At 72.7% G+C, this 3,978-nt stretch carries 4 protein-coding genes and 1 pseudogene; 2 read left to right on the top strand and 3 right to left on the bottom strand.

What is annotated here, in order from left to right; translation table 11 throughout:
• A pseudogene (locus AC5LUJ_RS12430) lies at window positions 1-781 on the bottom strand (hypothetical protein); the annotation flags it as partial.
• A gap of 243 nt (window positions 782-1,024) precedes the next feature.
• Between AC5LUJ_RS12430 and AC5LUJ_RS12425 the strand changes: the two are divergent.
• Both AC5LUJ_RS12425 and AC5LUJ_RS12420 read left to right on the top strand, forming a co-directional pair.
• Window positions 1,025-2,236, top strand: coding sequence for a molybdopterin-dependent oxidoreductase (locus AC5LUJ_RS12425; RefSeq protein ID WP_493464964.1), 1,212 nt, complete (start codon window positions 1,025-1,027; stop codon window positions 2,234-2,236).
• A complete protein-coding gene (locus AC5LUJ_RS12420; RefSeq protein ID WP_493464963.1) occupies window positions 2,233-2,787 on the top strand; it encodes a hypothetical protein in 555 nt (184 codons plus the stop codon). Before AC5LUJ_RS12425 ends, AC5LUJ_RS12420 begins: the two co-directional genes overlap by 4 nt.
• Here AC5LUJ_RS12420 and AC5LUJ_RS12415 read toward each other — a convergent pair.
• Both AC5LUJ_RS12415 and AC5LUJ_RS12410 read right to left on the bottom strand, forming a co-directional pair.
• Window positions 2,742-3,509 (bottom strand): class I SAM-dependent methyltransferase, encoded by a 768-nt coding sequence (locus AC5LUJ_RS12415; RefSeq protein WP_250283715.1) that lies wholly within the window; start codon window positions 3,507-3,509, stop codon window positions 2,742-2,744. The two genes, AC5LUJ_RS12420 and AC5LUJ_RS12415, sit on opposite strands and share 46 nt — an antisense overlap.
• A partial coding sequence (locus AC5LUJ_RS12410; protein WP_493464962.1) for a TIGR04282 family arsenosugar biosynthesis glycosyltransferase occupies window positions 3,506-3,978 on the bottom strand: 473 nt, incomplete at its 5' end. The genes AC5LUJ_RS12415 and AC5LUJ_RS12410, both read right to left, overlap by 4 nt.

Raw genomic sequence — 3,978 nt, 5'->3', positions numbered from 1 at the left:
CTGCGACGGTTTCGCTGGCTGTACCGGCGCCACCAGCTCCGCCTGTCCGCGTGGTGCTGGCGGATCGGGGACGGCGCCGCGAGGTGAGGAGCGCGATGCCGCCGAGCGCGAGCAGCGCGGCGAGGACGTCCACATGCGCGTCGGAGCCGATCTCAAGACCGGCGAGCGGCGAAAGGGCGTAGAAGCCGGCGTGGCGTGGGTCCCGGCCCCGCGCCACCAGCATCGTCATCATCAGCCCGACCAGGGCCAGTGACGCCAGCGACGCGTAGAACTGCGTCTTGTGCTCACCCGGCGGGCCGGGCAGGAAATGCACCATGGTGAAGTAGGCCTGCGCCACCGGGGGGTAGACGGTATGCGCCCGGGGATAGTTCAGCCGGATGCAGCCCGGGCCGCGCCCGATGGCGGCGCAGCCGGCCGGGTCCGGGAACAGCCAGTGGTCGCGCAGGTGGGCGAGCGCGGGGTCGAGCGGGCCGTAGTGGTACGGGTCGATACCGGCTGCCTGCACCCGGCCGTCCCAGACGTAGCGGTAGAGGTCGTCGGACAGCTGCGGGCCATGGGTGAGCGCCACGGCGTGGATGCTGACGGTGCCGGCGAGCAGCAGGCCGACGGCGAGCCGGCGAGGGGCGGCGTGCAGCAGCAGGGCCGCGGTGATCACGCCGAGCACCCACCAGAGCATGGTCAGGTACAGCACGCTCGCCCGGCCGGGCAGGTAGCCGGGCTGGCGCAGGATCGCCGTCTGCACCGCGAGAAGGCCCAGCAGCCCGACGGCGGCGGTAACCAACGCCGTCCACATCCGCGTCCGCGTCCACATTCGCGCCCGCGCCGTCCGCGTGCGGGTGTGGCCGTGCCCCGGGTCGGCAACGGCCCGGGTCGCCGGCGGTGCGTGCGGTACGCGAAGGGCGCGGGGCATGGACCCGACCCTGGCAGCGTTTCCCGGCGGTCCGGGTGCCCTCACGGCCGGTTTCTCCGTTCCGTAAGGCTTCGGCGGGGCCGGCGGGGTGCGCGCCGGACCTACCGTGCGGGCGTGCGACCAATCACCGGCTTGTTCACCGGACGTCTTCCGGAGCCACCCGCGACACTGCGCCGCGGGCCGTTACGTGCGAACGCCTTTCCCAGCCGCCTGCACGACCCGCGGGTCGCCTCGCTGCTGGGTATCTGGCTCGGGATCGCCTTCGGGGTGTGTTTCCTGACCGGGCTGGTGTCGCATTTCATGCAGCACCCACCGTCGTGGTACGTCTGGCCGTCCCGCCCGGTGTCGCTGTACCGGGTGACGCAGGGGCTGCACGTGACGACCGGGCTGGTGTGCGTCCCGTTGCTGCTGGTGAAGCTGTGGACGGTGTACCCGCGGCTGTGGGAGTGGCCGCCGGTGCGTTCGGTCGCTCATGCCCTGGAGCGGCTGTCGATCGTGCCGCTGATCGCCGGGGCCGTCTTCCAACTGGCCACCGGGATCGCGAACACCGCCCAGTGGTACCGGTTCCGGTTCTTCTTCACCGTCACCCACTACTGGGTCGCCTGGATCACGATCGGCGCGCTGGGTGTACATATCGTCGCGAAACTCGCGGTCGTGCGGGCGAACGTGGGCCGCGGCCGGAACAGCCGGCAGCACCTGACGGACCGGGTGAGTGCTCCCGAGCCGCCGGGCAACGGGCTGTCCCGGCGCGGTCTCGGTATCGCCGTCACCAGCGCCGCCGGTGTCATCGTGGTGACGACCGCGGGGCAGTGGATGCCGGGCCTGTCCGGGCTCGACCTGCTCGGGCCGCGCCGGCCGGACCTCGGCCCGCAGGGGCTGCCGGTCAACAGGACCGCGGTGGCGGCCGGGGTCGCCGCGGCTGCCCGCAGCCCGGGCTATCGGCTGGAGGTGGTCGGCCCGCGCCCGTTCGTCCTCACTCTCGACGAGCTGCGGGCGTTGCCCCATCACGAATCGAGGCTGCCGATCACGTGTGTGGAGGGCTGGGCCGCGGACGCCACCTGGCGTGGCCTCCGGCTGCGGGACCTGCTGGATGCCGCCGATGTCCCGGTGGACGCGACGGTGCGGGTGGAGTCCCTGGAGGCGGGCGGGGCCTACCGGAGCAGCGAGGTGCGCCCGCCGCATGCCCGGGACCCGCTGACCCTGCTGGCCACCGTCCTCAACGGAGCGGAGCTGGACATCGACCACGGATACCCGGCGCGGCTGATCGCGCCGAACAGGCCCGGCGTCCTGCAGACCAAATGGGTACACCGGGTGGTGATGCTGTGAACGGACAGGTGCCGCTGCCGCGCATCCACGGGCAGGAGGAGCCAGGTGGCCTGGGGCGTCCTGCCGGCCCGGCGGGCGCGGATTCCGGTACTGGTACCGGTACTGGTACCGGCCTCACGGTCGCGGCCGTGCTGCGGGTTCTGGTGGTGGCCGCCGGCCTGGCCGCGATCGGGTACGGGATCCACGGCCTGGCCGACGGGCGGCCGGCCACGAACCCGCCGAACACGACGGCGTGGCTGATCGGCGGGATCGTGGTCCACGACCTGCTGGTCGTCCCGGCGACGATGGCCGCCGGATTCGTGCTCGGCAGGCTGGTCCCGGCACCGTACCGGGCGGTGCTGCAGGGGGCGTCGGTGGTCAGCGCGGCGGTCGCCCTGGCGTCGCTGCCCCTGTGGCGCGGCTACGGCGGGTCAGCCGACAATCCCTCGGTCAATCCACTGCCATATGGACGCAACCTCGGGATTGTCCTCGGCCTGATCTGGGCGTGCGCTGCCGCCATAATTATCTACCGTATTATTTGTACCCGTTTTTCTTCAAACGGAAAGTTCTGATCTGGTTCAGGGAGATTCCGGCCGGCTGATTGAAAGGGCCGGGGCTTGTGGCGCCCGGTGGACAGGACGGCGAAGTAGCGGCCCTGGCCGTGCCAGGTTTCCGTGACGCGCAGGTCGGCGTCCGCGGCGAGGTGGGTGATTTCCTCGACGCCCACGAAGGTCCAGGGGAACGCCCGCGACAGCCGGCCGTCCGGCCCCTCCAGCCGGATCAGGGACGTGCCGGTCGGTGTCCCGGGCGGTTCGAGCTCGATCAGTGCCCGGCCGGCGGGGGCGAGCAGTTCGGCGGTGCGGCGCAGCAGCCGAACCGGATCGCCGCCGATCCCGATGTTCCCGTCGGCGAGGACCAGCACGGCCCACCGCCCTTCGCCGGGCAGGTGGCCGAACACGTCACGTCGCAGCGCCACCGCGCCGGCGCGGCGGGCGAGCCTCACCGCGAACGGGGCCACGTCGATGCCGAGGGCGGGTACGCCGCTGCTGGTGAGCGCCGCGGCAAGGCGGCCAGGGCCGCAGCCCACGTCAAGAGTCGGCCCGTTACATCGACGCAGCAGGGACGCGTCACCCGGTTTGGCGCTGCCCCGCCAGCGGCCGACCGGCAGCGGCTCCCGCCGCCCGTCGGTATGACGTATCCACAACTGTCCTGAGACGGACCGTAGCCCAGCTTCGTAGACGGCGGTGGGGCAGCACCGGCCGTGGACGGCCGCGAGTGCCTGACCGCTGGTCATGGGATCATCGCCAGGTTGGCGTGATCTTCCTGGAAGCTTCGCAGCGTCGCGGCGAACCGTCCACCTGGTGCGATCCGGGCGACCACCGCCGCGTCGGCGGCGGTGTCGACATCCCGCAGGACCGGAAGGGTCACCACCCGCAGGCCGGCTTCGGACAGGCGGGCCCGCTGCCGCGCACCGGTGTCGGGACGGGACGTCGGGACGTCGCGCAGCAGCTCGCCGTCGGGGCGTCGCAGGCCGAGCGCCCACCAGCCGCCGTCGGCGGCGGGGCCGAACACCGCGTCGGCGGAGTCCAGCGCGAGGCAGGCGTCGGCCAGCAGCGCCGGTGTCACCTGCGGGGTGTCCATCCCGATCAGCAGCGTCGGGCCGTCGCTCCCGTCGAACGCGGCGGCGAGGCGGGCGTCGAACGGCCCGGACAGCTGCGGCACGACCTCGAGCGCAGCCGGTGCCCCCGGCGCCTCCGGCGCTT

It is taken from the genome of Protofrankia sp. CiP1_Cm_nod3 (genome assembly GCF_982290655.1).
This window is presented reverse-complemented; position numbering and strand designations above follow the sequence as displayed.